The following is a 26,464-nucleotide window of genomic DNA, read 5'->3' as shown; positions in this document are numbered from 1 at the left end:
CACGCGTGTGGCACCCGCCTCTCTGGCCCGCGGCTCGGCCTAGGCCGGCTCGCGGATTTCCGCCAGGTGCTGCCTGGTCTCGTTTTCGGAACCCCCGTCCGAACGGCATGTTAGCGTTCTGTCTACGAACCGACGATGCAACCGCCGCGGCGCGATGGCAAGCCCGTAGATTTGTCCCGAAAGATATACGTTACCGCATTTAAATTGATTCTATTCACTTTATTGACGCTTTTTTTTGCAGCAATCGTGTTATGGAAACGCGTGCGCCGCCCTCTGGCCGTTTGCGCGATCGTCCTGTTCTGGCTGCTCGCGGCCGGCTGGCTGACCGTGCCGCTGCTCGATCTCGCGCAGCCCGACCGGCATAGCGCGGCGCCCGCGGCGTTTGCGCCGCGCACCGCGATCATCCTGCTCGGCGGCGGCACGATCTACGACGACAACGACGTGCTCGTGCCGCCGCGCGACGCGCTCAGGCGCATCGAGGTGAGTGCGCAGAACTACGCCGCCTGCAAGCAGACGGCGGCGACCTGCGCGGTGATCGTGAGCGGCGGCAACCCGCAGCGGCACAGCGCGACCGAAGCCGACACCTACCTGCCCTATCTGCTGCGCCGGCAGGTGCCGCGCGCGGACATCGTGCTCGAGAAAGACAGCCGCACGACATACGAAAACGCGCGCAACGTCTCGGCCATTGTGGGCCATTCACATTACGACACGTTGATACTGGTCACGTCGGCGTATCAGATGCCGCGCGCGCTGCTCGACTTTCATCACTTCGGGATCACGCCGCAGCCGCAGATTTCGAGCGCCCGGCATGTGCGGCTTGGGATGCTGCCGCATTACGACAATCTCGTGGCCGCCGAAATCGCGCTGCATGAGCTGATCGGGATTGCGCAATTTCACGTGTATCGGGCACTGGGCTGGTTCTGACGGCCTACGGCCCGACGCCGTGATGCCGCATGTCATTTAACAATGCGAAATACTCTCCCGGCTGCGCGCCAAACCGGCGCGGCACGCCCGATGCCGATTTGAAGCGGCTTGCAATCGATGGGAAAAACGACTAATTACAAGGTGTAACAAATGTTCATAGCGGTTACAAAGGTATCCGCTGGAGCGAAGATTGCTCGATAGAATGCATTGTCTTTCTCAATAGACATGCAATACTCGGGTCCACCACCACTCTACGGAGGTAACGATGAAGAAAGTGTCCCTGGCGATCCTGGTTTCCCTCTGTGCCGTAACGGGCGCGGCTTATGCGCAAGACAACGGCATCGTGACGAGCACCGATCCGGCCAAGGTGGCCGAGTTCGAGCAGCATGCGCAAGATCTGCAAAACCGCCAGCAAACAATGGGAGGCGCTCCCGCCATGCCGGCCAGGCATCACAAGATGGCACCGCATCACCACCACAAGAAGGCTCCCGACGCTTCGAGCTCCTGAGCGAGCCTGAAGTCCCGCTTCGCGGCCATGCCGTGAAGTGAAAAGCCGAAGCTGGCGCCGCCGGTTTCGGCTTTTTTGTTGTCCGCCCGGTGTCGACCATAGATTTCGGATACGGCGCGTAAAGCGCGTGAGGCGGGGCCTGTGTCGCCAGTGCGTGGCGGCATGGCGGTGGTGATCCGGCATGCTCGATACCTGTTCGATGCACGCACCCAAACGCTCTGCGGAAACAGGCTTGCGACATCCCTTCGAGCCCCGCCCGGGCGGGCCCGGTTCGCGCGCTTGCTGGCATCCGCCCGCCATCGCCCGTTCGCCGCGGCATGCCGTCGGGCCGCCGCTTTCGGTATGCTAAAGTCGCGCACCGGCCGGCACCCTGCCGGCATCCCTAACCCGTGCGCACCCCGGTGCGGAGGACAGCATGAGCAACATCCAGCTAGATATCGAATGGACGGAAGCAGCATCTCGCAAAATCGAAAAACTGATGCCGCGTGGCGGTCAGGAAGCGTACCTCGCGCTGCCGCCCGTCGAATGCCTGCCGATGGAAGGCGACGTGCTGTTTCTCGGCCCGGCTGGCAAGCAGCAGCCGTTCATCGTCGCGGAACGCCAGTATCACCATGACGGCGACGCGGACTGGACCATCATCCTGATCCTCGACGTACCGCAAGCAACGCATTGATGCCCGGCGGCAAACCGCGGCGCGACGGATCGGCCGCCTTACCGCCTTACCGCCTTACCGCCTTACCGCCTTACCGCCTTACCGCCTGGCCGATCCAGCCGGACCACCGCGCCGCCTCGTGCCCGGTGCGCGCCGGGCTCTTCACCCGGCACCTGCCCGCTTGCGGCGCTTCAACCCACAGACACTCAGACGATCTTCGACACGACGCGAATTTCCGAGTGCTCGACCCAGTCGGCGACCGCTTTCCGGTACGCCAGGATATGCGCCGACTTCGCATGCGCAGCAAGCGCTTCCTGGCTCTCCCAACGCTCGACGAACACGAACCGGCGCGGCTCCTGCACATCGCGATGCAGGTCGTACTGAAGCACCCCCTGCTCATTGCGCGTCGGCCCGACGATGCCTTCCAGTACCGTGCGCAGTTGCTCCTCGTACCCCGGCTTTGCCACCGAAATTGCGACCACCGCGATTTCCGACATGCGTCTCTCCTTTCGACAAAAAGCAGCAGCATACCTGCCGCTCGCCGACTCTGCCCGCGATGCGGTCCACGCTCCGCGCTCCGCGAACGACACCGCCGTGCCGCCTCGACCAACCCCAGCGCCCTGAACCGAACGCGTCGAACACGTCGGAAAAGACACAATCCCGGCCATCGCCCCCGAGCACCGTCCGCGCCTGGAATTTGGCGGGCGGCCACTGACCACCCTGCTACCCTCGGCTGATACAGCATGCGATTGAGCATCGGTTTCGCGCGAGACAAGCGCGCAAGACAAGCCGGCACATTGTTTGAAACGCATGATCGGATGGCCGTGAGCAGACGGTTTGCTGACCGCCAGGGTGCTCGGGCGTCTGTGATAACCCGCACATTCTCGCCCCCTGCAAACTGCTAGACTCGTTTTGACCAATTCGCCGGAGTCCAGCATGGCTGGCATCGCGCTTCGCGTTTGCGGGCAGTATCCGTCGTGCCCCGTCGACGCTTCGGGCGTGCAACCGTTGCGCGCCGAATGGGTTTGCGCGCCCCCTCACCCGCTTGCCGCAAGATTCCCATGTCAGCTCTCATGCCCGCTTCCATGCCATCCGTCAGCGAATTGACCGTCAGCGGCCTGCTCCCGCATCTGGTCCGCGGCGAATCAGGCTGGACCGCGACATGGCGCGCGCTGACGCTGCACAGCGTGTTCCAGCCGGTGCTGTCGGTGACGCATCAATGCGTGGTCGGCTACGAAGGGCTCTTGCGCGCGTTCGACCCGGTCGGCCTGCCCGTTTCGCCCGACGTGCTGTTCTCCGGCACGCGTTCGGCCACCGAGGCGCGCGAACTGGACCGCATCGCGCGCTGTCTGCACGTCGCCAATTTCATGGAGCAAGGCATCAGCACGGGGTGGCTGTTTCTGAACACGCGCCCGCAGGTATTCGAAACCGGCTGGCCGCAGCGCGCGTTCATCGACGAGCTGTCTGCGCATTTCGGGCTACCGCAGGAGCGCATCGTGATCGAAGTGCTCGAGCAGCCCGCCGACGATGAATCCGCGGTCGCGAGCATGCTCGCGGCGTCGCAACCGCGCGACTTCCTGATCGCCATCGACGACTTCGGCACCGGCTTTTCGAACTTCGACCGCGTCTGGCGCTTCCGTCCCGACATCGTCAAGCTCGACCGCTCGCTCGTCGCGCGGGCCGGCAAGCACGAAGGCGACGATTCGATGATCAGCCACCTGATCGCGATGCTCCATCAATCCGGCACGCTCGTGCTGGCCGAAGGCGTCGAAACCGACGAGGAGCTGATGCTCCTGATGCAGGCCGACGTCGATTTCGTGCAGGGTTTCTGGTTCGGCCAGCCGAAGGGCTCGGTGCAGGCAGCCTGCACGAAAGTGCCAAAGCTCGTCGAATCGATCTGGAGCAAGTTCGCCGACTACGAACGCGCGCACGACGCTCACCCGCGGCTCGGCTTCGAAGGATTCGCCGAAGCGCTGCTCGCCGCCGCCGACCTCTACAAGGCAACCGGCGACCTCGAACAGGCGGCGCAAAAAATCCTGCATCTGCCCGAAGCGCGCCGCGTATTTCTCACCGACGGCCAGGGCGAGCAGACCCGGCCGTCCGTGACGGCCGCCTCGGTGCCGCCGCCTCCGCAGCGGCTCGCGCCGCTCTATGCCGAAACGCGCAGCAACTGGTCGCGGCGCGCGTATTTCCGGCACGCGCTCGCCGCGCCCGGACGCGTCGCGATGATGGGCCCGCACTATTCGCTCGCGGACGGTCAGGACTGCTACACCGCGGCAATCGCGTTCGAGCATGACGGCATGCATGTGCTGTGCGTCGATTTCGTGCCGGCGACGGCAAACGCGGACGCGCGCCCAGGACAGCGCGGAGCCCGGCGCTCCTGAGCGAGCGCCGGCGGTTCGCGCCGTTATTCGCCGTTATTCGCCGTTATTCGCTGCTATGCGTTGTTGATGCGCCGTTATTCGTGGACCCGGCCGCGGCCCGATTTGACTTCGCCGCGTTTCGCCTTGCTGTCGAGGCGCCGCAGATTCGATGCACGCGTCGGCCGGGTCGCGACGCGCGGTTTGCGCGTGACGCTGACGCTTTCGATCAGCTCGTCGAGCCGCGCAAGCGCCGCCGCGCGATTCATCTCCTGAGTCCGATGCTCCTGTGCCTTGATAATCACCACGCCATCGCGCGTGAGCCGGTGATCGGACAGCGCGAGCAGGCGCATTTTCAGCACCTCGGGCAATGACGAAGCCCGCACGTCGAAGCGCAGATGAATGGCGCTCGACACCTTGTTGACGTTCTGGCCGCCCGCGCCCTGTGCACGCACGGCGGTCAATTCGATTTCGTTCGATGGGATCGGATAGCGGGATGTCATGGGCGGGATCGGGCAAAGGTCGGTCAGTGTACAAGCGGCAGCGGCAATGCGTGTGGCGCGGGTTGGACAGCGCGGCCCCCCGCTAGTAGCCGGTCATGTGAAACACCCACACCCGCGTGAAGCGACGGACCACCGGCCGCGAACATGACGAAAAACTATTTGCGTCGACGTGGCCTGTTCATCGATACTGCCTTTTTCGCTTACAGCGTAAATTAACATGAAGATTCGTCCCGGTTTTGTGCTCGAACTGGCCGTCAACTTCCTGCTGCCGTGGCTCGCCTACCGCCTCGCCTTGCCGCGCCTCGGCGAAACCGGCGCGCTGATCGCGTCCGCGGTGCCGCCGCTCGTCTGGAGCGCGATCGAGCTGGCGCGCTTTCGCCGCGTCGATGCGCTCAGCGCCATGGTCATCGCGGGCATCGTGCTGTCCGTCGCGGCCATGGCGCTCGGCGGCAGCCCGCGCATGCTGCTGCTGCGCGAATCGCTCGTGTCCGGTGCCGTTGGCGTGGCGTTTCTCCTATCGCTGCCGATGCGCCGCCCGCTGATCTTCTATCTCGCCCGCGCGACGGTCGCGCGCGAAATGGAAGGCGGCGCCGCGCGCTTCGAGGCACTGTGGCGCGAGCGTCCGGGTCTCGCACCGGCCATACGAACGATGACGCTGATCTGGGGCCTCGGCCTGACCGGCGAAACCGCGCTGCGCGCCTGGATGGCGCTGACATGGCCGATCGGGCGCTTCCTGATCGTGTCGCCGTTCATCGGCTATGGCATCTACGGCGCGCTCGCACTGTGGACGCTGTGGTATCGAAAGACGATGCGCAGCCGTGTCGAGGCGAGTGCGCGCGCGAGCGGGATCGCAGGCTGAAGGGTGGCGCGCGAAAGAGAAGGCTACTATGCCTCGCGCCAGCCGCATCGTCCGGCGTGTCGCCGCCCCTTGCTCCTTGCTGCCCTTCACCGCCCTTCACTACGTTAGCTCCGCGCGTCGCTCTTCATCGCCACATTCGCACCGGCAATCCGCGCGGCCAGCCCCGAATCGCGCTGTGTCGGCGTCGCGATCGCCTGCGCGAGCACGGCCCGCGCGCCGATCACCTCGACCCGCTCGCGCGCACGCGTAATCGCCGTATACACGAGTTCGCGCGACAACACGCGGCTAAACACCGACGGCAACACCAGCACCGCGTGCTCGAACTCGGAGCCTTGCGACTTGTGGACCGTCAGCGCAAACGCGGTGTCGTGCGGCGGCAGCGCGGCCGGCGAAACCGCCCGCACGGAACCGTCGCCGGTACGGAAATACACGCGCAACGCGCCGCCCGCGCCCGGCAGCGCAATGCCGATGTCGCCGTTGAAGAGGCCTAGCGCATAGTCGTTGCGCGTCACCATTACCGGCCGCCCGGCAAACCACTGCGCACCGACCGCGAGCGTCACGCCCGCGGCACGGCGCACCTGAGCCGCCATCGCCGCATTGACCTGATCGACACCGCGCGGCCCGAGACGGGTCGCGCACAGAATGCGGAAGCGGTTCAACGCATCGAAAAGCGGTAACGGATCGGGGGTATCGCCGGGGAGTGCCACGGCGAGGGCCTCCGCGTACGGAGCGAAGCCGGCGGCGAGCCGTGCGACGGTGCGCTCGGCAAGCGTCGCGTGCGCGTCTTCGCGCAGCGCCGCCGCGCAGGGTTCGGCGGGATCGATCCGCAGCACGTCGAGCGCGGCGCTGGCCGAGCCGTTGCGGATTGCGAGCGACAGCTGGCCGATCGGCGATTCGAGGCCGAACCGGTAATTGCGTTCGAGCCAGATGACACAATCGGCAAGCGGGCTGGCGTCGTGCGCCGGTAGCGACTCCGCGATTGGCTCAGCGTTGGCTGGCGCGGGCGCGTCGAACAGATCCAGATTCGCCGGCGGCGCTGAGTCGAAACCCTCGAACCTGTCAGGCGGGGCAAAAAAATCGTCGGCGGGTATCTCACCGAGATCGCGCGATTCACGCGGCAATGCGCTCTCGAACCGTGCCTCGCCGATACCGAGCGCCTGCGCCACGCGCCGCACGCCACGCGGCGTCAGCGCCGGCCGCGCGCTCAGTTCGGCGAACACCGCACCGGCTTCGACGGCAGCCAACTGATCCTTGTCGCCGAGCATGACGAGACGCGTGCGCGGCGCAATCGCATCGAGCAGATGCGTCGCCATCGCGACGTCGATCATCGACGCCTCGTCGATCACCACCACGTCGTACGGCAGCGGATTGTCGCGATGATGGCGGAAGCGCCCGCCCGGCCCCGACCCGAGCAGGCGATGCAGCGTGTACGACGTCTGCGGCAAACGCGCGGCGAGTTCGGGCGGCAGATCGCCGGCCCGCGCGAGCAGCGCTTCCTGCATGCGCTGCGCCGCCTTGCCGGTCGGCGCGGCGAGCGCGATGCGCAGATCGGCGCGCGCATCGAGCAGGCACGCGAGCACACCGACCACGGTGGTCGTCTTGCCGGTGCCCGGCCCGCCGCTGACGATCGTCAGCCGCCCCGACAGCGCCATCACGGCCGCGACGCGTTGCCAGTCGATCTCTTCGTCTTGCGGCGGCCCGAAGTAGCGCAGCAGACGCTCGCGCAACGCGGCAAGGCCCGCGTCGGGCTGAACCGAAGACTCGGCGGCAAACTCCGTTGCAGATTCCGCGGCGACATGAACCGCGCGATCGGCCACGGCATCCGATGCGTGCCCTTCGCCCGTTGCATGCGCGACCAGCGCGCGCGCGAGGCGCCGCTCGTAATCGTAGTAGCGCGCCAGATACAGCCGGCCCTGCTCATCGATCACGAGCGGCCGCAATACCGCCGCATTTTGCGCGCCGTTGTCCGTCATGCTGCTTGCCATGCCGCTCGCAAGCAGCGCTGCGCGCACCTCGGCGCTCGATGCCTCGAAGCGGCGCGCAAGCGTCGCGAGCGGCACGCATACGTGGCCTTCGGCGGTCGCGCGGCTCGCCGCGAACGCCGCGCGCGCGGCCCACCTGAGCGCCTCGCCCGATGCGCCGCCGCGCCGCGCGAGCATGCCGATACGGCGCGCGAAACCCTCGGCGAGCGCAATGCTGAAATCGGCCGGCGCAGGCAGATTGACGCCGATGTCCTCGAGCCCGAGCGGCGCGGCCGCGCGTTCTTCGAGTGTGCCAGGCGTGCCGGGCGTGCTCATGCGCTACCTCCGATCATCGCCGCGTCGAGCAGCGCCACCAGTTCGAACGGCGCGCGCCGCCGATGCACGCCGGCCGGCCCACCGGCATCGCGCCACTCGGGTCGCACGCCGCGCACGAACAGGTACAGATAACCGCCGATGTGCGTGTCGTATGCATAGTCGCGCACCCGCGTCTTCAGATAGCGATGCAGCGCGACCGTATAGAGCAGCGCCTGCAGGTGATACGCGTGGCTCGCCATCGCCGCTTCGAGCGGCGCGGCCGCGTAGTCGGCAGCGGTGTCGCCGAGGTGATTCGATTTCCAGTCGACGATCCAGAAGCGGCCGTCGTGCTCGACGATCATGTCGATAAATCCTTTGACGAACCCACGCAACACGCCGGACTCCAGCGCGACATCGGGATAACCGTACTCGATCAGCAGTTCGCGCAGCCCCGGAAAATCGAGCGACGGCGCAGCGAACAGAAACTCGAGTTCATTCAGACGCCGGTGCGGATTCAGCTTCGCGAGCGCCATGCCCGGCACGAGTTCGGTCGTGACGACGTCGCCGATCAGCCGGTGCATCATCGCGGGCAAACGCGCGGCGAGTTCGGGCACGGCCGGCGCCGGGCGCTCGCGCAGCGCACCGCGAATCGCCTCGGGCCACGTGCTCGCGTCGGTGAAATCGGCGAGTTCGAACATGCGATGCAGGCAGTCGCCGGCCGCCGCGCCACGCGGAAACGCGAGAATGTCGTCGGCGGCATAGGCAGGTGTTGGCGGAACAGAGGCCGGCGCGAGCAACGGCGCGAATTCGAGCGCGTCGGCAATTTCATCGTGATCGGGACGCACGTCTTCCGGCAGCGCATGCAGGTCCGCAGCCTTGCCGCCCGCCGCGATCAAACCGCTGAAACTCGCCATGCGCCACTGATCGCGCAGCGGCCGGCGATAGGCTCGCGCGAGCCATTGCGCGTCATGATCCTGCAGACTTTCGAGCGGCGTACGACGCGCCACTTCAGGCAAGGCCTGCAGCGCGACAGGTCCGCCCGCGAGCGCCTGCCAGCTTGCCGCGAGCGCGGCTTCGTCGGGCGGCTCGGCAAGCCAGGCGTCGAACGCATGGCCTGCACCGCCGACGAGCCAGTTCAGCACGCTGCGGCGCGACTCCTTTGTCGAGCGCGACGACAGGTAGGTGCCCGCAACCAGATAGCAGCGATACACCGCGCGCGTGAGCGCCACATAAACGAGCCGCGCACGCTCGGCCGCCTGCTCGCGCACCGCGTAACGCGAGGCGCGCTCGGCCTCGTCGTCGTCGCAACCGTAGTGCAGCACCGCGTCGCCGCTGTCGTCGTGATACTCGCGCGCATCGGGCAAGCCGGACGAAGGCGGCTCGCGCAAGCCGCCGTCATTGAGAAACGGACAGAACACGACCGCGTATTCGAGCCCCTTCGACTTGTGGACCGTGACGATCTGCACGAGATTGCGATCCGATTCGAGCCGCAACTGCGCCTCTTCGCCGCCGCCCTGCTCGCGCTGCGCGGCGAGCCAGCGCAAGGTCGGCGCGATGCCGGGCTGCGTGGCCGCACGCGCCTGCACGAGTTCGGCGAGATGGCTCACGTTGGTCAGACGGCGCTCGCCATCAGGACCGGCGACGAGCCGTTGCGCGACGCGCAACTCGCGCATCAGCGTGCGCCACATCACCGCGAAACCGCGTTCGTGCCACAACACGCGGTAACGCGAAAAGCGCTCGACCCAGCCCATCGCGTCGGCCGCATCGAATGCTTGCGCGGCTGCGTCGACGGCGGCGGGCGTGTCGGCCACCTGCGCGAGCCGCCATAGCGCGGCGGCATCGAGCCCGAGCCAGTCGGTCGCGAGCGCGGCGCGCAGCCGGCGCAGATCGCCGGGCGTGTCGATCGCGGCGAGCACGCGCTCGATCTGCTCGGCATCGAGCGTCGCGAACACCGACGCCTGCGCCAACTCCACGCTGCCGACGCCCCATGCCGCGAGCACGCGTTTGACGAGGCTGCCCTGCTTGTGCGTTTGCACGAGCACGGCGACGTCGCCCGGCGCAAGCGGCCTGTCGCCGATCGTCACCGTGCCTTCGCGCGCGCCGCGCAGCAATCGCACGATCTCGGCCGCGCACGCTTCGCTTGCGGCGCGTTGCGCATCGCGTTTGCTCAATGCGGCCTCGCCTTGCGGCAAGGTCCAGATGCGGAAATCGCCGCCGCTTGCAGCAGGGCCGGCAGCAGCAGCGGTATCGGCAAACGGCGCGCGCCGCCGCGCGCCCGCGCGCACCGGCTGATAGTCGAGCCCGTCAAGCACGAACGCCTGCGGGTTCGCTTCGAAGATCCGGTTGCACGCCTCGACGATCGGCGCAGTCGAGCGCTGGTTGACCGCGAGCGTGTAGCACGCGGACGCCGAGGCGCGCGCCGCGAGGTACGTATGCAGATCGGCCGCGCGGAAACTGTAGATCGCCTGCTTCGGATCGCCGACCAGGAACAGCGGCCCGGCCGGCGCGAAAATGCGGCTGAAGATCGCGAATTGCAGCGGATCGGTGTCCTGGAACTCGTCGATCAAGGCGGCCGGATAACGGCTGCGCAACGCATCGGCGAGCCACGGATGCGCGGCCAGCGCGCGATACAGGTTCGCGAGCAGATCGTCGAACGAGACGACGCGGCGCGTGCGCTTGCGCGCGACCAGTTCGGCGGGCGCGTAGTCGAGCCACGTCTGGACCAGCGCAAGCCAGCGCGCGCGTTGCGCGGCCTCGGCCGCGACAACGGCAGCGGCCAGCGTTTCGGCGTGCTCGAAGAACGGATGCGCGGGCGGCTCGAACTTGACCTTGGTTGCCTTCTTCAACGCCGACACGGTCAGCTTCAACGCGGCGCGCGGCGGCGGTGCATGGCAGTCGCCCTGCGCGAAGTAGTCGTTCCACGCGGCAATCGCGGCGCTCACGTGATCGGGCTTGTGCGTGGTCTTGCTCAGGCGCTCCTGCGCCTCGGCGAGCAGCGCGACGATCGCCTCGCGCTCCGCCTGCCAGATCGCGCGGGCGGCATCGAAACCGGCTTGAGGATCGGTGCTCGCACCGTCATCCACCTTGCCCCAGCGCAGTTGCGCGAGCGGCTTTTTCAGACGCCGTGCAAGCTGCTCGTCGAGCGACGCGGGGCCCGCGCGTTTCGCCACGAGCCATGCGGCAAACGCGGGATGCGCATGCGCCTCGGGCTCGACCTGCTCGCGCCAGAAATCGGCGGCGAGTTCGAAACGCAGGGCTGCGTCGTCGGCTTCCATCTCGAACGCGAACGGCATCGCGGCGGCGAACGGCGCTTCCTGCAAGGCGCGCTGACAGAACGCGTGAATCGTGTGAATCGCGGCCTGGTCGAACGTGCGCAGCGCACGGCGCACGACCTTCAAGGCGACCTCGCGCTCGATGCCGCGCTCCGGCGCGAGCGTCGTTTCGAAGAGCCGCCGGATGAACGGATCGCCACCGTCGTCATCCATGTCGATCGCGCGGTGGAGTTCCGCGAGACGGCCGCGAATCCGTTCGTGCAGTTCCGCTGTCGCCGCCTTCGTAAAGGTAACGACGAGAATCTGATCCGCGTTCAGATTCTTTTCGAGCAGCAGCCGCACATAGAGCGCGCAGATGTTCCATGTCTTGCCGGTGCCCGCCGATGCCTCGATCTGGTTGACGCCGTCGAGCGAACAGGCGAACACGTCGAGTTCTTCGGCCACCAGCGTGTGATCGCGCAAGGTACCGCTCATGAGGCGCTCCGCAGATGTGCGAGAAGCGGCTTGAAGACGATCGCGGCAAGGCTGCCGAACGGCTCGTCGAGCGTGAGCGGCGTGCCGCGCAACGCGATGCGCAGTGCCGGGTCGTCGGACTCGCCGCGCACGCGGTCGTTGATCCACACGCCCTGCGCCGCCGCATCGCTTTCGCTGATTTTCGTCCACGCGCTCTTCGGGAAAAAGCGTAGCGGCAAGCGGCGCCCGGCCTTGAAGAGCGCGGCCAACGGCGCGAGTTCGTCGAGCGGCGCTGTGACCGGCGCGAGCTCGAAGCTCTCGCCACTGCCGTGCCATACGGTGCGGCGCGGGCCATCCGGGCGCACCGCGCAATAAACCAGATGCGCGAGCCACGCGGACAGATAATCGCGCGCGGTGGCCTTGGCATAACGAAACATCACTTGCCCCGTTCCGGTCAGCAGATTCAAGGTGCCGCGCAATTGCAGCGGCGTTTCGGCGGCCTCGCGCAGCAGCGCATCGTGCGGGCCGAACAGCGCGCCGACGATATCGGCGCCGGCGGGCCAGCGCGGCGCCACGTCGAGCACGAACGGCAAGCGCTCGATGCCCGAGGCCACTTCGCGGCGCACGCTTGTCGCGAGTTGCTGCAACGCGCTCAATTCGCGCGCGCGCCATACCGCGCCGGTCGCGCCGCCCGGCAACTCGGGGCTCGCCTCGGCGACGCGGCGCACGCGGCTGAACATCGCGTCGTCGTCCGTGCCTGCATCGAGCAGCACCGGCAGCAGGCGCTCGGCGAGCGCGTCGCGCCCCGCGTAATCGAGATCGAACGGCTCGGTGTCGAGCAACTCGCCCTGCGCATCCGACAACGCGACGCCGAGGCGGTCGCGCAACAGCGAACGCGCCGGATGACGCCAGAAGCGCACGAAATCGTCGAACCCGACTTCATGCGTCTCCTCGGCCGGCAGCGGCTGATCGAAGAACGGCGCGGCGGCTGGGTGCCGCGGCGCGGCGAGCAAGGTGGCAAGCTCGGCGCGATCAGCGTCGTAGGTGAACAGGTCCGGTTGAGCCGCGAAATAGTTCGAGGCGAACGCCTGCAACGGATGCTCGACGATGAACGCGTGGCGCGCCGCATCGACCTCCGCGGGACTCGCGCCCTCGCCCGCCGACACCTGCGCGAGATGATCGAGCAGTTCGTCGACGAGCGCGGCCGGCGGCAGCGGCGCGTTGTCGCGAATGCTGCGCCCCGTGTAGGCGATGAAAAGCCGCTCGCGCGCGGCGAGCAGCAGATCGAGGAACAGATTGCGCTCGTCGTCGCGACGCTGACGGTCGCCGACCTTGCCGAACGCGGCCATCAGATCGAACTCGTCGGCCCGCGCGAGACTCGGCAGCACGCCGTCGTCCATGCCGACGAGGCACACGACGCGAAACGGCAGGCCGCGCAGGCTCGTAAGCGACGAGAACGTCACGCTGCCCCACGGCACGCCGCCGCGCGCGGGATCGTCGAGCGCTTCGGTGAGCGCGCCGCGGATCACCGAGGCGGGCAGCGGCACGTCGTGCGCGCCGGCCTGCATCGCGTCGCTCATCGTGTCGAGCGCATCGCGCACGGCCGCGAGCGAATCGGCGAAATCGACGCCGCCGTCGAAGCACTGCGCGAGCGTTTCGAGCAGCTGTTGCGACCATTCGGCCGGCGTGCGCTCGATCGCGCACTGCGCCGCGAAGCTGTCGATGTCGTCGACGAAACGCGACAGGCGGCCGAGCAGTTCGGCGTCCGAGCCGTCCGCGCCTTCCACCGGCAACCACGCGTCGACCGGCTCGCCGCTGGCCGGCATCGCGTAGCCGAGGTAAAGACGCGTAAGCGCATCGGCAAATGTGTGGCGCGCGACCGGCACGTTTTCGCCGGCTGGTTCGAGCGGCGCGAGCCCACGCCGCGCGCCGGCCGCCGCGAGCCATTCCTGCGCGGTTTCGAGCGAATTCGCGTCGATGCCGTAGCGCACCGCGACCGCGTCCACGCGCAGCCATTCGATCAGGTCCGGCGCGCCGACACTGCGCTCGGGCAGCGCGAGCCAGTCGAGCAGCAGCCGCGCAACCGGGTTCGCCTGCGACGGCGGCAAGCCGGTGATCCGATACGGAATGCGGCGCGTGTCGCCGGCGGGCGTGGTGCCGAACACGGCGTCGATCAACGGGCCGGCCGCCGCGAGATCGGACACGGCGACGAGCACGTCGGACGGCTGCAGATCGTCGAATTCGTCGAACCAGCCGAGCAAGCGGTCGTGCAGCACTTCGAGCTGCCGCGACAGGCTGTGGCAAACATGGACCTCGATACCGCGTTCGAGCGGCAACTCGTCGGCATCGGCTTCGTTGCGCAGATCGAGAATGCCGTTCTGCACGGCCGCGAGCCAGCTCGGCTCTGAATTTTCCGTGAAGTCGCCGGTCTCGGCCGAGGCCGCGCTCTCGGTCAGCTCGTGCAGCATATGCAGCTGCGCCTGCGTCTGACGCCCCCATTCGGCGAGCAGCGGATGACCGACTTCCTGATAGTCGAGTTGCCCCGCCGCGTCGAGCGCCTGTACGCGCCCTTCGCTGACCACGTCGAACCAGAACTCGCGGCACGGGTTCATCACGTACAGGCGCACGTCGATCCAGCGCGACAGCGCGCGCAGCAACGCGATATGCAGCGGCGGCATGGTCGGCAAGGCGAACACGCTGACCGCTTCGGGCCATTGCGCGTTCGAGATCGCTTCGAGGTCGAGCGTGCCGATTTCGTCGAGGAAACGATACGCGGGCGGCAACGCGGCCGCGGACGTTTGCGCATGACCGTGGGCCTGCGCGAGTTCGGCGAGCAGCGCGCGCCACAGCGCGGCCTGCCAGCGCTCGTCCTCGCGCGCCGAGTCGCTCGCGCCGCTCAGACGCGGGCCGGTCTCGTCGGCGCCGTTGCCTGGCATGCCGCCCGCGAATATCGAACCGCCCTTCTGCCATTGCAGCAGCCATTCGGGGCGATAGGTCAGATAGTGGTCGAGCACGGTCGCGACGCGCCGCGCGAGTTCGTAGCGCATCGACGCGTCGGCCGCATCGAGATAGGTGCGCAGACGCGGCGACGCGTTCCACGGAAGCGACGCGTCCGCCTCATGGCCGTTCTCGAGCAGCCGGTAGCAGCGCCACACGAGCCGGTCCGGCGCGAACGGCGACTGCCTCGGCACCTCGATCACGCCGCCGATCCGCGCCCACAGCCATTGCGCGAGATAACAGAAATCAACATTCGCGCAGATGCCCTGGCGCGCGGCGATATCGAGCTCGAGCCGCCTGCGCACGGCCGCGCTCGGCACGATCACGGGCCGCGCGGTCCACGGGTCGGCGGGCGCTTGCGCGAGGTCGTCGAGCAGCGCGCCGACCAGCGTTTCATAGCGGTTCGAGTAGAAGAGCTGGAGCATGGATTCCGGGTGAGGCGCAGCTCGCAGGCGGCGCATGAGCGGCGCGCAAGCCACGGCGGGCATTGAAGCGACAGCATAACAAACACGCTCCCCAAGGCATAACCTGGCCGAACGGACGAGGTCAGAACGCGCGCAAAATCAGTTAGACTCGACGGCAGTTTTCGAGCTGTCTCTTCAACTGCGGTTTTCTCGGTGAACGGATTCAGGTAGTCGATGCGCTATTCGGTCGAAATCGACATATCAGCCTGAAACCCTTGTAATACGGGGTTTTCATCAAAAAACACCCCCACCAACCCCCAATATAATTCTTTGAAAAATTCCGACGCACGGATTCTTTAAAATTCGCCTGACGGCTTCGTGCCCCCGCCCTTCCCGACACACGTACCGACCTTGACGAACGGCACAGCGGCCCGGACTTCAGGTCACGCCCCCCTTCCGCCTGACCGGTTTCCCACACGCCGCTGGCTTCTTCGCCGACCGCCTGCACTTCGGCTTCGGTCAGATCGGTAAAGCGGTGCAGTTCGCCCCCGGCGCGCACCAGCAGATAGACCGCGATCATCAGCAGCGTCCCGACCACGGGCGGGTCATCCGGTCGACAGTAAGTTCGGTCATCCGCTCCGGGCTCGCGTGACGCACGATCAGGCTTGACACGCTCGTATGCACCTGCGCGCAAAGCACCCGATACCACGTATAGGCTTCGCCCAAGCCCGCCCGCTTCAGCGGCCATGGCGGCGGCGTGGATCGGCTTGTGTATTCGAGCGATGCTCTATCGATGTTCATCAATCTCGACCGTGCCACCCATCGCTCCCATCATCGTGCGGATATCGTCGGGCACATCAGGTACGCGGTCGCCTCTTTCGTTGTACCAGTAGCAGAAGAAGCGCATTCGAGCGCCATTGTCTACAAGTATCTGCCGAAGATCGGCACGCGGCAGACCAAGACGCTCAACGAGGTAGCGCAAATGCGGCTCTAGCGAGTTGCTACGGACGGCGACTTCACTGCCTATCCTCCAAAGACCAACGCGTCCGGGAATGCGGCTCGGCCGTCCCGACGGTGTAATGAACGGCTGGCCCCTGGTAATCGCCAAATCTGGCTTGACGTTAAAGTACGCCGACCAGAAAGCTGGCTCCAATGAGTCTCCAGAAATGTAAAAGGTCGCGTGCGCAAGTTGGTGGTCTTTCATTGGAGTTATCTCAGTCCGCCCAGCCATGAAAATTTCCGATGTAGCTACCCTTAAAATACACGTCACCGTTGTCATGCCAGATGACGTTATCGGCTGGACCCAAACCATTGTCTGGCTTGAAAATGTGCAAGATTTTTCCGAACGTCTTGCGGTCATACCCAAGCATCTTCGCTGCGTAGTCCGGATCGTTCGTGCTCGCGGCAAGTTCTTCGGTATCGGCGCTCATCGCGTCCGGCTGATACGTAAATCCACGCGTCCACCTCGTTCTCCGACCAGCGCACAGCACGCGACTCGATGACGGGCACATTGTGGATGCAGCGAGTACCGACCGACTGGAATTTCTCAAGTGCGGTCTTCTGGCAGTGCGGCGCGGCTCGGGCTGCGCAACGTACCGGACGCGACCGAACTGAAGAACCTGCACGCACTCACCGCTGCACTTGAAGACGTGCGCACGGTGCCCGGCAATAAACCGATCCTGATTTCGTCGGGCTTTCGATCCGACGCGGTGAATCGCACCGTGGATGGTGTGTCGAACAGCGTGCACCGCTCGGGCCTTGCTGCTGATTTCATCTGCCCGGGGTTCGGCACGCCGCTCCAGATTTGCCGCGAGGTGGAGTCGAGCGACATCGACTTCGATCAGGTTATTCAGGAGGAGACGTGAGTGCATTTTGCGATTCCCGCACCGGGCAAGAGCGGTCGGCGGCAGGTGTTGACCGCGCACTTTTCGGGCTCGGGTGGTGCCACCTACACCAGCGGCCTTTAACTCGCTCTATCGATATTCTTGTATCCCTCAATGAAATATTAAATCGATACCTTGTTACCCTTTCCATCTGTGACTTCGAGAAAATCACGAAGCTCCGGGTATTGCGTCGCAAACCAGAGAAGCGCCGCACCGCCCAAGCGACGGGCAAATTCATCATCAATCGGATGGTCTTTGCCTACCTCGTGGGACATTGTCATGTTTATTCGTGCGTTTTTGAATAGCCGCGAGTCGACAAATCCTGTCTTGATAGTGCCGGATTCCGGGTCGTAGTAAGACACAAAATATTCAGTCATCGATATCCCCTGCACGCTTGATAGTCCTGGAAGGCTTGATCCTTACACGCCAGATAAGTGCGCATGTCACCACCATACATTTTGCTGAGCGCACTGCAATAGGTCATCCGTGCTTCGTACATCGCATCGCACTCCTCTTCCTCGGCTGCGCTGACTCCGCGCGCCGCGATGTCATGCACATCGTCGCTGATCGCACCCGGTTGGTAGCTGAACGGCTGTGCATTGCCGAGGTTCTGCGGCGGGGTTCGTGAGCGTCCGCGACAATTGCACGTCCATGCGAGCCCCTGTGCTTCGAGCATAGCGAAACCGGTTGGTAGCGAGCGCATCCGGTCAAACGGAAAGAACTCGCCGGTCTCGACGTTATAAGCCCGTGCCGATGATGGCATCGGCGGGAAGTTGGAATAGATCGAATAGGTAATGCGACAACTCTGGCACTCTTTCTGGTCCAACCAATCCGCCCAACCGTTTTCCTGTTTCATTTGCTCCATTTTCAGACACCTGGCATCAGTCAGGGACTCCGCTATGCAGCGGGTTCCCTGTGCCGGTGAGCACCACCCCGCGCCGATCAAGCAGGCCTTCGCAAGCCTGCTCAACAAACTCCCTCACTTCGTCGTGCTTCACCAGCACGTGCAACGCGGCCAGCGCGTTGACGGCATTGTTCCACGCGGTGCAGATTTGCCTGCGTTCGGTGAAGGTCATTGCGTGCCTCATGGGTTCCTCCCGTGGGTGAAACCTTCACCGTAGGAGCGCGGGCCGCTCGCGCGCTATCAGATAACTCCGAATTTGCCCGCTGAAGGGCTAACCCCTGATGGAGAACATGCAAATCAACGTATACAACGATGGCCGCGCGCCGCCTTCTTCCGCGAAAAACTACTGTCGGCGGCGTCAGTCGTTTTCTGGCGACCGCCGACGCCTGGCGGCACGTTCTTCAACAGTTCGTCGCAACGGCGAACGGCTCGCGCCGCCGTCTTCGCTTCGGATAGCGAGCGGCCCGGTTCGACAATCGTGTGTGCGCAACAGACCGAAAAAAGCCCGCGCAGGGCGGGCAAAGTCCCGATGCGGGCACCGGAGGCTTGCCACGGTGCCCGAAGCCAGCGGCCAAGCCCAAGTTCACGGCTCCGATTGTGTAGTTGATACTTCAAAACCCAACTTGCCACGCCGGTCGGCGTAATCTGGATGTTCAGTCCGTCGCCGTCCAGGTAATATCGTGCTTTCTTAGGCGAGTTGCTGATTAGTCGCTTGATGGTGGCGGCGGTCAGACGGTTGATGGTTCGCATTGCGGTACGCTCCGAGCCCTCAATCCACCCCCCAGTTTTACCCCCAACATTGGGCGCAATGCTTTGCGTTAGATTGAACTGATTTAGACCGGATTGTTATACCAAATCCCTTTGCTGACAAGGATTTGCAGGTGTCCAGAACCGCTCAACTCGACTCAAGAAATAACCCATTTTTCTATTCGGTCGAAATAAGAAAATTCCTTTATAGCCAGTACTTTTATGGCGGCCTGCGCATCGCGGTTGGCGTGTCGTTACCGGCCATCCTGTGCCTGATCGTGTTTCACGATCGCGACCTCGGCTTCACCATCGCGACCGGCGCGCTCGGCGCCTGCGTCGTCGACATGCCGGGCCCGCTCAAGTACAAGCACAACGAGATGCTGGCCTGCACGGTGATCGGCTTTCTGTCCGCGCTCGCCACCGGCCTCGCCACCGTCAATCCGGTCGCGTTGTGGTGCACCGTCGTGCCGCTCACGTTCGTGCTGTCGCTGATCGTCGTGTATGGCAACCGCTGGCCGCAGATCAGCTTCGCGACGCTGTTCATGATGATCATGACGCTCGAGGATCACTTCACGCCGCAGCAGGCGCTCGTCAACGCTTCGTGGATTCTGCTCGGCGGCCTCTGGTACACGTACTGGTCGACCTTCGTGAGCCGCTGGATGCTGAATCGGATCGAGCAGCAGGCGCTCGCCGAAAGCGTGTTCGCATGTTCCGACTACCTGCTCGCGCGCGCCGCGTTCTACGATCTCGACAACGATCTCGACGAGTGCTACCGCAAGCTCGTCGCCATGCAGATCGCCGCGGTCGAGCGCCAGGACGCCGCGCGCGACATCGTGCTGCGCAACCTGCCCAGGTTCCGGCGCGGCAAGCTCGAACCGCGCCGCGCGATGCTCTACAACCTGTTCATCAATACCGTCGATCTGCACGAGCTGTTCGTCGGCGCGCAAATCGATTACACGCTCGTGCGCAGCACGTTCGGCGGCTCCGATCTGCTCGTGTTCTACCGCGACCTGATCCGCAAGGCGGCCGAAGACCTCGAGGACATCGGCCTCGCGGTGCTGCAAAACCAGGCGCCGCGCCAGCGCGTGAACGTCAAGGCGGAACTGCGCGCGATCGAGTATGAAATCGAACTGATGCGCAAGCAGGGGCTGCCGGCGCGGGACCCCGAGGCCTATTCGGCGGTGTCGTCGAATTTCCGGCGCATCTGGAGCGCCACGCGGCTCATCGACAAGATGCGCAAGAGCCTGTCGACCGAACCGAGCCCGACCGAAACCGAACTGCGTATCGACCAGGCGCTGAGCCGCTTCGTATCGAGCCGCCGCGTGCCGTTCGGGCAGATCTTCTCGAATCTGACGATGGCCTCGCCGAGCTTTCGCCACGCGTTGCGCGTGACGATCGCGGTCGCCGTCGGCTTCTGGCTCGGCCGCCTGCTGCCGCTCACGAACGCCTACTGGATCGTGATGACCTCGGTCATCATCCTGAAGCCCGGCTATTCGCTGACCAAGCAGCGCAACGGGCAGCGGATCATCGGCACGCTGATCGGCTGCGCGGCGAGCATCGCGCTGATCGTCTTCGTGAAGGAGCCGCACATCCTGATGGTCGTGATGTTCGCGTCGATGGTGATGAGCTACAGCCTGCTGCTGTTCAATTACACGGCAAGCGTGGTGTTCACGTCGTCGTACGTGCTGCTGATGTTCCATCTGCTCGCGCCCGGCAGCATGCGCATCATCGGCGAGCGCGCGATCGACACCGTGGTCGGCTGCGCGATCGCGATCGCCGCGAGCCATCTGTTCCCGTACTGGGAATACCGGCTCATGGGCAAGCTCGTCAACACGATGATCGGCGCGACGCGGCAGTATCTCGAAGCAAGCTGGTGGTGGAGCGGCAAGCCCGCTGCCGCGGTCGTCGCCACGGTGACCGAAGCCGGCGCGCGCGCGCCGGCGATGGCCATGGCCGATCCGGGGATCGGCTTCGCCGGCCCGGTGCTCGCGGGCGCGGGGGTCGGGGGTGAGGCCGGGGTCGGCATGGGAGCCGCTACAGCGGCACCGCCCGTCGCGCAAGCGGAAGCAAAAGCGGAAGCGAAAACAGCCGATGCCTCCACGGGCACCCCCACGGCCGGCAACCCGGGCACGCGGCCCGCCCATGGCGCATCGGCCGCGGCGGCTGCGGCCGCTACCGCGCTCGATCGCGATTACCGTTACCGGCTCGCGCGCAAGAACGTGCACGTCGCGTTCGCGAATCTCGGCCAAGCATTCCAGCGCATGATGCTCGAACCGAAGTCCGCGCAAAAGTTCGTGCCGGAACTGAACGGCCTGCTCGTGCGCAGCCACGTGCTCGCCTCGCAGATCACGGCCGCCGCGCCGCTACTGCGCACGTCCGCGCAACAACAGCAGCAGGTCGAGGACATCTCGCTACAGCCTCTGCAGCGCGCCCTTTCGCTCGTGCGCGACAACCTCACCGAAGCCGAGGCGGGCACTGCCCTGCCCGCCGAGCAGAGCGAGCAGATCAAGCTGATGAACCGCGAACTCGATGCGATGGTCGTCGAAACGGAAAAATCGCCGGACTACACGGCCGATGCCGTGCACGACATGAAACTGCTCGCGCATCAATGCAAGCAGATGCTCGCGGCGTCGGCGCAGATTCGCAAGGATGCGAGCGTGATCCGCCTGCCGGACGAATGAAGGTGAACGCGCCGCGGCGTTACCGTGCGGCGTTACTGCGCGACGTTACTGCGCAGCGCCGCTCGCGGGCTTCGTCGCATCGGTTGACGCGGCCGCTGGCGACGAGGCCGACGCCCCCTGCGCATTCTGGCTCTCGTCGAACTCGTGCTTCTCGTGGATCGCGTTATAGAACAGCGTGGCAATCACGAGCAGGATCGCCACCACGATAAAGACGGCAACGCCAAAGGTCGGATTCTTCTTGCGCGGCGGTTTGTTCATGAAGCGGGCTCGGTTCGCGAAGCAATCGCGGATGGTGTGAGGAAAGGCGGCATTCTACGCCCACTGAGCTTGCACACGGCTTGCAGCCGACATGACTGGCGGGCTTTTTTTGCGATGACGTTAATTCTCGTCAATTTGCATTTTTCTTTGCTCTGGGTCGCTTCCCGATTCTCCGCCATTGATGCAGTGTAGCGAAGGCGCCACTCAAACAAGGCGCGTCTTTGTTAAAACGCTTCTCTCAATATCAGGAAATCTTCTTTGTATGGTCGTATCACGTGGCATTACCTTGACGGCAATATCAAATACACAGACTCTCAAAATGATCACGAATAAGGGGGCATAAAAATGGCATATACGGGAAAGTTTTTGGTCAATAACGAGCCTCTATCACCACTTACCATTTTGGGCATTGGCACATTTAAAGCGTATTCGGGAAACGGCCCATACCGTAACAAGGGTGGATGCACAGCTATTCCCGATAACGGCCCGATTCCTGCCGGTAAATACTGGATCGTGGATCGTCCTACAGGCGGCATCCGCTCCAGGACTATTGCAGGCGCAAAAGACGCCTGGAACACGTTCCTCGGCAGCTCCTCTCACCATGACGAATGGTTCGCGCTGTATCGCGATGATGGCAGCATTGACGATATAACCTGGATCAATGGTGTCAAGCGCGGACAGTTCCGCCTGCATCCGTCAGGCGGGCGCGGTCTTTCACTCGGCTGCATTACCCTGCCGAGCCATGTCGATTTCAAAATAATCCGCCAGGCCCTTCTGCGTACCGCCGCGGTCCCCGTGCGCAATTCAGGGCTTCATGCATATGGAAGCATCGAGGTCGTCACGTATGGCAATACTTGTCCGTAGGCTTTTCAAAATCGCTCTGTTTATTGGGCTATTCCTTCTGTCCGTCCGCTATGTCCACACCTACCCCTGGCCGATGCCTGAGAGCCAGGCACTGAGATGGTTGAGCATCGCTAACGGGTTTGGCCTGCATGACCCCGATGATGTCTATATTCCGGTCATGGTGGCGATTGAATTGATCGTCGCTGTTGTGGTGTATATGGCGATCATGAGGCTATGGCGGCACTATCGCACGAAGCAGTAAATGAAAGCCCCGGCAACGGGGCTTTTTATGGATCGCGGACTCTTACTAGCTATTGGACACCGTTATATGAGGCCGCACGGGCAGCGCCGTCGAATACTTGATCTGCTCCATCGCGAAGCTCGAACTCACGTCGTACAGCGGCACGGACGTAATCAGTTGCTTGTAGATCCGGTCGTAGTCGTCGATATCGGACACCACCACGCGCAGCAGATAATCGGTCTCGCCGCTCATCCGATAAACCTCGACCACCTCGGGAATGTCCCGCACCGCCTGCGTGAACGCGGTGGCCCATGCCTCGGTATGCTGATTCGTGCGCACCGCGACGAACACCGTGGTGCCGACGCCGAGTTTGCGCGCGTCGCACAGCGCCACCTGCGCGCGGATCACGCCCGCGTCCTTCAGGCGCTGCAGCCGCTTCCAGCACGGCGTCTGCGACAGATTCACGCGCTGCGCGAGTTCCGCGATCGGCATGGTTGCGTCTTCCTGCAGCAATTCGAGCAGTTTCCGGTCGATGATATCCATACCCATACGGCACTCCCGATAGGAAATTATTCTACTTTTAAGAGCCTCGGAGGAATTATATGGAAACTCTTTCTCCGGTCAAACCGGTATAAATATCGATACCGAAAATAGCCGACAAGCAGTGCATGCGCTGCATCACGACCATGAGCGACGACCTCCGCGCCCGCGCTTTCGAGCGCCTTTCCGAGCCCCCGGCGCCACTGCCGGCATCGGCCCGGCCCTACGCCGCCGGGCAATCCGCCGCCGCGTCGAACCCCCGGCAGCGCACGCCGCTCGAACGGCTCCGCGATACGCTCGACGCCATGTTCGAGGCCTGCGCGACTTTCCGCGAGCCGTCGCATTCGAGCTTCTTCGCGCGCAACATGCGCCTCGCGCTCGCCGAGGCGGCCGCCGATCCGGCCTTGCTCACGGCGGCGCAACGCGAGGGATCGCCCGAGAACTACCGGCGTCATCTGCTCGCCGCCGATCCACGAGAGCGCTATGCGATTGCCGCGCTGGTCTGGCAGCCGGGCCAGGCGAGTCCCGTGCATGCGCATCACACGTGGTGCGGTTACGCGGTGCTCGACGGCACGCTCAGCGAAACGATTTTCGAATGGGATGGCGCGCGGCACTGCGCCAGCGCGACGCGCATGCAGGCACGCCCAAGCGGCGCGGTGTCGTTCGTGCGCAGCGGACGCGGTGCGATTCATCGGCTCGGCAATCGCAGCGAGGCACCCGCTATATCGCTGCATGTTTATGGCGTGGCCGGCACGCAGCTCGGCACGCACGTGAACGACGTCGTGCGCGTCGCCGATGCGGCGGCACTGGTCTAGCCGCCGGCCCAGCGGGCAAACCAGCAAGGCAGCAGGCTATCACGAGAAAAGTCTTTGCTACGCGCGCCTCATAACCTCATAGCAGGTTCACGCCACGGGCGGGCAGGCAAGCATGCCTGCCCGCATAAGACACACGCCCTCCCTCACATCCGCCGAAAGCTCGTACCCTCAACGATTCCCGCCCGTATCGCCGGCCGTGGGAATCTGCGGCGGAATCGGCGCAGTCTGTCCGGTCGGCGGCGGCGCGGGTCGCGGTTCGTGCGATACGTCGCGGGCCGGCGCGAGCGGCGCATGCGCGCGCTCATCGGCCTCATCGGCCCCATCCGCCCCTTCGCGCGCGACAAAGCCCGTCATCTCGTCATCGCGCAAAGGCTCGCCCTCGCTATCCTTCGACGACGTATACACGCGCATCTGCGCTACCGGAATCTCGATTCCCGCCTGATCCATCCGGCGCTTGAGCCGCAGATTGAACGCGCGCGCGACGCTCCATTGCTGCAGCGGCCGCGTCTTGATCTGCCCTTTGACGACCATCCAGTTCGGATCGAAGCGGTCGAGCCCCCACACCTCGATCGGCCCGAGCATCTCGCGCCGGTAGCGGAAGTCGGCCATCAGCTCGGCACCGACCTCGCGAATCAGTTGCATGATCTCGTCGACGTCGGTCGAGAACGACATGCGCACCTCGAACACCGCGTACGCGAAATCGCGCGACAGGTTCTTCACGATCTTGATCTGCGAGAACGGAATCGCGTGGATCGCGCCCTGCCCGTCGCGCAGCCGCACGGTGCGGATCGACAGATGCTCGACGGTGCCCGCGTGGCCGCCGTCGACGTCGATCCAGTCGCCGACCGACACCGTGTCCTCGATGATGATGAACAGCCCCGTAATCAGGTCGGTCACGAGCGACTGCGCGCCGAAGCCGATCGCGAGGCCGATCACGCCGGCGCCCGCGAGCAGCGGCGTCACGTTGATGCCGAGATTGGCGGCCGTCACGATGCCCGCGATCGTCGCGATCGTGACGAGCAGCACGTTGCGCACGAGCGGCAGCATCGTGCGCGCGCGCATGCTCGGGCTGCGCGCCTTGTTGCGCAGACTGCCGGGATTGAGCGCCTCGGTGATCGCCGTATCGACGAGAATCCACAGCAGCCATGCGATGAACACGGTCGCGACGATCGCCGTCGCCGCATGCGCGATGCCGCGCGCCGCGACGCTGCGCTCGATCACCGCGGCCAGCGACACGCCCCACAGACGCGCCGCGGATTCGAAGCAGAACAACCAGACGAACAGCGTCGCGAGCGTGCCGGCAAAGCGCAGCAGCCGCGTCAGATACGGCGAGCGGCGCCGCGCGCGCGCACTGCGCGGACGCGTCATGCGCAGCACGATCGCCGAGAGGAAAAACGCCAGCACGAGCAGGAGCGCCGTGACGATCGAAATCTGCAGCACGTTCTCGCTGGAACCCGTGCCGCCGAGCGTGGCGACGATCGACGCGCTCGCGAGCACGAGCACCGGCACGTGCCAGAGCGCGGCGAGCACCTCGAAGGCGTCGGTCGCGGCCTTGTGATCGTTGCGCTGCTCATAGGGCCGGTTGCGGATCAGATGCGCGACGGGCCGCCGGAACGCGAGCGCGAAATAGCCGGTCAGCACGGCGGCCGTCATGTTGGCGGCGGTGGAAATCAGCGCGGCGAGGTTCGTGCCGAGCTGATGGGCGACGTCGTAATTGACGGCCGCGTCGCCGAGCGCGCCGCAAATACCGATCGCGAACAGTACGTGCCGCGCCTGCTCGATCAGCAGGCGCACCGCGACGCGCCGGTGCCCCGAGCCGAACAGCGAAAACATGATCAGACAGATCGCCGAAAACACCGCGCCCGTGACGATCGCATAGGCGACCACCATGCCGAGCGTGCGGCCGAGCGCATCGGGCATCGCGCGTACGAACAGGAGCGCCGCGAGGAACGCGATGATCCACGGACCGACGCGGCGCAGCGCGAAGATCAGCAATTCGCGGGTGGTCGGATTCGGCCGTAGTCGAACGTCGATGCGAAAGCGCCGCCGGAACCGGTGTTGCAGATAGATCAGCAGCCCGGCGCACGCGCCCCAGCCGGCCAGCATCCCGAGCATCGACAGCAGGATATGGCCGAGGCTCTCGCGCCCCTGGCCCGAGACGATCGTGTAGAGCTCGTTGGCCGCCGCGTTGATGCGTCCGCTCCAGTAACGCGCGGGCGTGCGCCCCTGGCGCACGTCGGATTCGAACGACGCGATGCCCGAAGCGATCGCGCCGAGCAGACCCGGACTCGGCTGCGCGGTCGCGGCGGGGCCGGCGGTTTGCGCGACGCTGCGCGAGGCGTCG

At 65.1% G+C, this 26,464-nt stretch carries 26 protein-coding genes; 10 read left to right on the top strand and 16 right to left on the bottom strand.

All coding sequences use genetic code 11. The features are described from left to right. Positions 1 to 204: 204 nt before the first annotated feature. The 3 genes from F3J20_RS23340 (at position 205) to F3J20_RS23330 (ending at position 2,105) form a co-directional block, all read left to right on the top strand. Positions 205 to 924: a YdcF family protein gene (locus F3J20_RS23340; RefSeq protein ID WP_240158863.1), complete on the top strand. Its 720-nt coding sequence runs from the start codon at positions 205 to 207 to the stop codon at positions 922 to 924. 265 nt (positions 925 to 1,189) lie between these two features. Further along, positions 1,190 to 1,432 (top strand): hypothetical protein, encoded by a 243-nt coding sequence (locus F3J20_RS23335; protein WP_167040203.1) that lies wholly within the window; start codon positions 1,190 to 1,192, stop codon positions 1,430 to 1,432. A gap of 415 nt (positions 1,433 to 1,847) precedes the next feature. Beyond that, positions 1,848 to 2,105, top strand: coding sequence for a hypothetical protein (locus tag F3J20_RS23330; RefSeq protein ID WP_008923870.1), 258 nt, complete (start codon positions 1,848 to 1,850; stop codon positions 2,103 to 2,105). Positions 2,106 to 2,290: 185 nt separating this feature from the next. Here the strand turns inward: F3J20_RS23330 and F3J20_RS23325 are convergent, their stop codons facing one another. Further along, positions 2,291 to 2,581, bottom strand: a complete 291-nt coding sequence (locus F3J20_RS23325; protein ID WP_167040205.1) for a putative quinol monooxygenase — start codon at positions 2,579 to 2,581, stop codon at positions 2,291 to 2,293. A 564-nt stretch (positions 2,582 to 3,145) separates the two neighbouring features. Between F3J20_RS23325 and F3J20_RS23320 the strand changes: the two genes are divergently transcribed. Further along, a complete protein-coding gene (locus F3J20_RS23320; protein WP_240158864.1) occupies positions 3,146 to 4,468 on the top strand; it encodes an EAL domain-containing protein in 1,323 nt (440 codons plus the stop codon). A gap of 74 nt (positions 4,469 to 4,542) precedes the next feature. Here F3J20_RS23320 and arfB read toward each other — a convergent pair whose 3' ends face one another. Beyond that, positions 4,543 to 4,947 (bottom strand): alternative ribosome rescue aminoacyl-tRNA hydrolase ArfB, encoded by a 405-nt coding sequence (gene arfB / locus F3J20_RS23315; RefSeq protein ID WP_167040207.1) that lies wholly within the window; start codon positions 4,945 to 4,947, stop codon positions 4,543 to 4,545. A gap of 217 nt (positions 4,948 to 5,164) precedes the next feature. On the opposite strand from arfB, the gene F3J20_RS23310 reads away from it, so the two are divergent. Further along, positions 5,165 to 5,806: a VC0807 family protein gene (locus tag F3J20_RS23310; protein WP_167284652.1), complete on the top strand. Its 642-nt coding sequence runs from the start codon at positions 5,165 to 5,167 to the stop codon at positions 5,804 to 5,806. 104 nt (positions 5,807 to 5,910) lie between these two features. Here the strand turns inward: F3J20_RS23310 and F3J20_RS23305 are convergent, their stop codons facing one another. The 7 genes from F3J20_RS23305 to F3J20_RS23275 form a co-directional block, all read right to left on the bottom strand. Then, the gene (locus F3J20_RS23305) at positions 5,911 to 8,103 is read right to left on the bottom strand and encodes an AAA family ATPase (protein ID WP_167284651.1); all 2,193 of its coding nucleotides are present in this window, start codon (positions 8,101 to 8,103) and stop codon (positions 5,911 to 5,913) included. Beyond that, positions 8,100 to 11,828 carry an exodeoxyribonuclease V subunit beta gene (gene recB, locus F3J20_RS23300; RefSeq protein ID WP_167284650.1) on the bottom strand — a complete coding sequence of 1,243 codons (3,729 nt, stop codon included), beginning with the start codon at positions 11,826 to 11,828 and terminating at the stop codon, positions 8,100 to 8,102. The genes F3J20_RS23305 and recB overlap by 4 nt, the downstream gene beginning before the upstream one ends. Further along, the gene (gene recC, locus F3J20_RS23295; RefSeq protein ID WP_167284649.1) at positions 11,825 to 15,229 is read right to left on the bottom strand and encodes an exodeoxyribonuclease V subunit gamma; all 3,405 of its coding nucleotides are present in this window, start codon (positions 15,227 to 15,229) and stop codon (positions 11,825 to 11,827) included. The genes recB and recC overlap by 4 nt, the downstream gene beginning before the upstream one ends. Before the next feature lie 202 nt (positions 15,230 to 15,431). Then, positions 15,432 to 15,806 (bottom strand): hypothetical protein, encoded by a 375-nt coding sequence (locus F3J20_RS23290; RefSeq protein WP_167040223.1) that lies wholly within the window; start codon positions 15,804 to 15,806, stop codon positions 15,432 to 15,434. Then, positions 15,788 to 16,009 (bottom strand): hypothetical protein, encoded by a 222-nt coding sequence (locus F3J20_RS23285; protein WP_167040225.1) that lies wholly within the window; start codon positions 16,007 to 16,009, stop codon positions 15,788 to 15,790. Before F3J20_RS23285 ends, F3J20_RS23290 begins: the two co-directional genes overlap by 19 nt. Next, a complete protein-coding gene (locus F3J20_RS23280; RefSeq protein ID WP_167040227.1) occupies positions 15,996 to 16,412 on the bottom strand; it encodes a DUF4279 domain-containing protein in 417 nt (138 codons plus the stop codon). Before F3J20_RS23280 ends, F3J20_RS23285 begins: the two co-directional genes overlap by 14 nt. 10 nt (positions 16,413 to 16,422) lie before the next feature. Next, positions 16,423 to 16,638, bottom strand: a complete 216-nt coding sequence (locus tag F3J20_RS23275; protein WP_167040229.1) for a hypothetical protein — start codon at positions 16,636 to 16,638, stop codon at positions 16,423 to 16,425. A gap of 120 nt (positions 16,639 to 16,758) precedes the next feature. On the opposite strand from F3J20_RS23275, the gene F3J20_RS23270 reads away from it, so the two are divergent. Then, the gene (locus F3J20_RS23270) at positions 16,759 to 17,073 is read left to right on the top strand and encodes a D-Ala-D-Ala carboxypeptidase family metallohydrolase (protein WP_167284648.1); all 315 of its coding nucleotides are present in this window, start codon (positions 16,759 to 16,761) and stop codon (positions 17,071 to 17,073) included. 140 nt (positions 17,074 to 17,213) lie between these two features. Here F3J20_RS23270 and F3J20_RS23265 read toward each other — a convergent pair whose 3' ends face one another. The 4 genes from F3J20_RS23265 to F3J20_RS23250 form a co-directional block, all read right to left on the bottom strand. Further along, positions 17,214 to 17,468, bottom strand: a complete 255-nt coding sequence (locus F3J20_RS23265; protein ID WP_167040231.1) for a hypothetical protein — start codon at positions 17,466 to 17,468, stop codon at positions 17,214 to 17,216. Beyond that, positions 17,465 to 17,956, bottom strand: a complete 492-nt coding sequence (locus F3J20_RS32210) for a hypothetical protein (RefSeq protein WP_240162878.1) — start codon at positions 17,954 to 17,956, stop codon at positions 17,465 to 17,467. Before F3J20_RS32210 ends, F3J20_RS23265 begins: the two co-directional genes overlap by 4 nt. 16 nt (positions 17,957 to 17,972) lie before the next feature. After that, positions 17,973 to 18,167 carry a hypothetical protein gene (locus F3J20_RS23255; protein ID WP_167284647.1) on the bottom strand — a complete coding sequence of 65 codons (195 nt, stop codon included), beginning with the start codon at positions 18,165 to 18,167 and terminating at the stop codon, positions 17,973 to 17,975. A 125-nt stretch (positions 18,168 to 18,292) separates the two neighbouring features. Further along, complete coding sequence (locus F3J20_RS23250) at positions 18,293 to 18,745, bottom strand: Arm DNA-binding domain-containing protein (protein WP_167284646.1); 453 nt, start codon at positions 18,743 to 18,745, stop codon at positions 18,293 to 18,295. Positions 18,746 to 18,876: 131 nt separating this feature from the next. On the opposite strand from F3J20_RS23250, the gene F3J20_RS23245 reads away from it, so the two are divergent. Then, positions 18,877 to 21,423: an FUSC family protein gene (locus tag F3J20_RS23245; RefSeq protein ID WP_167284645.1), complete on the top strand. Its 2,547-nt coding sequence runs from the start codon at positions 18,877 to 18,879 to the stop codon at positions 21,421 to 21,423. Positions 21,424 to 21,468: 45 nt separating this feature from the next. Here F3J20_RS23245 and F3J20_RS23240 read toward each other — a convergent pair whose 3' ends face one another. Next, complete coding sequence (locus tag F3J20_RS23240) at positions 21,469 to 21,681, bottom strand: hypothetical protein (RefSeq protein ID WP_167040239.1); 213 nt, start codon at positions 21,679 to 21,681, stop codon at positions 21,469 to 21,471. 345 nt (positions 21,682 to 22,026) lie between these two features. On the opposite strand from F3J20_RS23240, the gene F3J20_RS23235 reads away from it, so the two are divergent. Both F3J20_RS23235 and F3J20_RS23230 read left to right on the top strand, forming a co-directional pair. Next, positions 22,027 to 22,545, top strand: coding sequence for a DUF2778 domain-containing protein (locus F3J20_RS23235; protein ID WP_167284644.1), 519 nt, complete (start codon positions 22,027 to 22,029; stop codon positions 22,543 to 22,545). Then, the gene (locus F3J20_RS23230; RefSeq protein ID WP_167284643.1) at positions 22,526 to 22,786 is read left to right on the top strand and encodes a hypothetical protein; all 261 of its coding nucleotides are present in this window, start codon (positions 22,526 to 22,528) and stop codon (positions 22,784 to 22,786) included. Before F3J20_RS23235 ends, F3J20_RS23230 begins: the two co-directional genes overlap by 20 nt. A 45-nt stretch (positions 22,787 to 22,831) precedes the next feature. Here F3J20_RS23230 and F3J20_RS23225 read toward each other — a convergent pair whose 3' ends face one another. After that, entirely contained in the window at positions 22,832 to 23,314 is a 483-nt protein-coding gene (locus tag F3J20_RS23225) for an Lrp/AsnC family transcriptional regulator (protein ID WP_167284642.1), read from the bottom strand. Positions 23,315 to 23,610: 296 nt separating this feature from the next. Between F3J20_RS23225 and F3J20_RS23220 the strand changes: the two genes are divergently transcribed. Further along, complete coding sequence (locus F3J20_RS23220) at positions 23,611 to 24,120, top strand: cysteine dioxygenase family protein (RefSeq protein WP_240162879.1); 510 nt, start codon at positions 23,611 to 23,613, stop codon at positions 24,118 to 24,120. Between the two features lie 168 nt (positions 24,121 to 24,288). Here the strand turns inward: F3J20_RS23220 and F3J20_RS23215 are convergent. Next, positions 24,289 to 26,464: mechanosensitive ion channel domain-containing protein (locus tag F3J20_RS23215; protein WP_167284640.1), on the bottom strand; the 2,176-nt coding region annotated here is incomplete at its 5' end.

It is taken from the genome of Paraburkholderia sp. Cy-641, assembly GCF_011752945.1.
GTDB lineage: Bacteria > Pseudomonadota > Gammaproteobacteria > Burkholderiales > Burkholderiaceae > Paraburkholderia.
This window is presented reverse-complemented; position numbering and strand designations above follow the sequence as displayed.

Coding starts and splice junctions, on each gene's coding strand:
- F3J20_RS23240 (WP_167040239.1), bottom strand. CDS start 21,681: ATGAACAAACCGCCGCGCAAGAAGAATCCGACCTTTGGCGTTGCCGTC.
- F3J20_RS23225 (WP_167284642.1), bottom strand. CDS start 23,314: ATGGGTATGGATATCATCGACCGGAAACTGCTCGAATTGCTGCAGGAA.
- F3J20_RS23335 (WP_167040203.1), top strand. CDS start 1,190: ATGAAGAAAGTGTCCCTGGCGATCCTGGTTTCCCTCTGTGCCGTAACG.
- F3J20_RS23255 (WP_167284647.1), bottom strand. CDS start 18,167: ATGACCTTCACCGAACGCAGGCAAATCTGCACCGCGTGGAACAATGCC.
- F3J20_RS23285 (WP_167040225.1), bottom strand. CDS start 16,009: ATGAACATCGATAGAGCATCGCTCGAATACACAAGCCGATCCACGCCG.
- F3J20_RS23235 (WP_167284644.1), top strand. CDS start 22,027: ATGGCATATACGGGAAAGTTTTTGGTCAATAACGAGCCTCTATCACCA.
- recB (WP_167284650.1), bottom strand. CDS start 11,828: ATGAGCGGTACCTTGCGCGATCACACGCTGGTGGCCGAAGAACTCGAC.
- F3J20_RS23265 (WP_167040231.1), bottom strand. CDS start 17,468: ATGACTGAATATTTTGTGTCTTACTACGACCCGGAATCCGGCACTATC.
- F3J20_RS23310 (WP_167284652.1), top strand. CDS start 5,165: ATGAAGATTCGTCCCGGTTTTGTGCTCGAACTGGCCGTCAACTTCCTG.
- recC (WP_167284649.1), bottom strand. CDS start 15,229: ATGCTCCAGCTCTTCTACTCGAACCGCTATGAAACGCTGGTCGGCGCG.
- F3J20_RS23250 (WP_167284646.1), bottom strand. CDS start 18,745: ATGCGAACCATCAACCGTCTGACCGCCGCCACCATCAAGCGACTAATC.
- F3J20_RS23220 (WP_240162879.1), top strand. CDS start 23,611: ATGTTCGAGGCCTGCGCGACTTTCCGCGAGCCGTCGCATTCGAGCTTC.
- F3J20_RS23325 (WP_167040205.1), bottom strand. CDS start 2,581: ATGTCGGAAATCGCGGTGGTCGCAATTTCGGTGGCAAAGCCGGGGTAC.
- F3J20_RS23305 (WP_167284651.1), bottom strand. CDS start 8,103: ATGAGCACGCCCGGCACGCCTGGCACACTCGAAGAACGCGCGGCCGCG.
- arfB (WP_167040207.1), bottom strand. CDS start 4,947: ATGACATCCCGCTATCCGATCCCATCGAACGAAATCGAATTGACCGCC.
- F3J20_RS32210 (WP_240162878.1), bottom strand. CDS start 17,956: ATGGAGCAAATGAAACAGGAAAACGGTTGGGCGGATTGGTTGGACCAG.
- F3J20_RS23230 (WP_167284643.1), top strand. CDS start 22,526: ATGGCAATACTTGTCCGTAGGCTTTTCAAAATCGCTCTGTTTATTGGG.
- F3J20_RS23330 (WP_008923870.1), top strand. CDS start 1,848: ATGAGCAACATCCAGCTAGATATCGAATGGACGGAAGCAGCATCTCGC.
- F3J20_RS23275 (WP_167040229.1), bottom strand. CDS start 16,638: ATGAGCGCCGATACCGAAGAACTTGCCGCGAGCACGAACGATCCGGAC.
- F3J20_RS23280 (WP_167040227.1), bottom strand. CDS start 16,412: ATGAAAGACCACCAACTTGCGCACGCGACCTTTTACATTTCTGGAGAC.
- F3J20_RS23320 (WP_240158864.1), top strand. CDS start 3,146: ATGTCAGCTCTCATGCCCGCTTCCATGCCATCCGTCAGCGAATTGACC.